Below are 387 nucleotides of genomic sequence, written 5' to 3'. Positions count from 1 at the left end.
GGCGTGGCCGGTGGGGTCGGTGCCGGTGAGGGGGGAGGCGTTGGCGTAGGTGTAGCGGTTGGCCTGCACGGACGGGTTGGGGGTGAGGGTGGTGGTGTCGCGGCTGGTGAAGGTGCCGGTGCCGGGCTGGTACCAGCGGGCGTGCATGTTGACCTTGCCGGTGTCCGGGTCGGTGTATTCGCCCTGGTAGCCGAGGCCGGTCTTGGTGCCGGTCTGGACGGTGACGGTGCCAAACGGGTCGTAGGCGGTTGAGGTCTGCAGGCTGGTGGTGAAGGTGGCCACCAGGTCGCCGTGCAGGTCGCTGAGCGCCGCCACGGCCGCGCTCGTGCCTTCCTTGAGGCCGAGCAGGCCGCCGGCGAGGTCGCGGGCGTACTTGGCCTGGACGGC

At 71.3% G+C, this 387-nt stretch carries 1 protein-coding gene; it reads right to left on the bottom strand.

Annotation, left to right across the window (positions count from 1 at the left end; genetic code table 11):
• The coding region (locus tag HCN51_RS57870) for an RHS repeat-associated core domain-containing protein (protein WP_168022243.1) at positions 1-387 on the bottom strand (387 nt) is incomplete at both ends.

This window comes from Nonomuraea composti, from assembly GCF_012034275.1.
In the GTDB taxonomy this organism is placed as follows: domain Bacteria; phylum Actinomycetota; class Actinomycetes; order Streptosporangiales; family Streptosporangiaceae; genus Nonomuraea; species Nonomuraea composti.
Note: the sequence above shows the minus strand (reverse complement) of the source record. Positions and strands in the feature narration are given on the sequence as shown.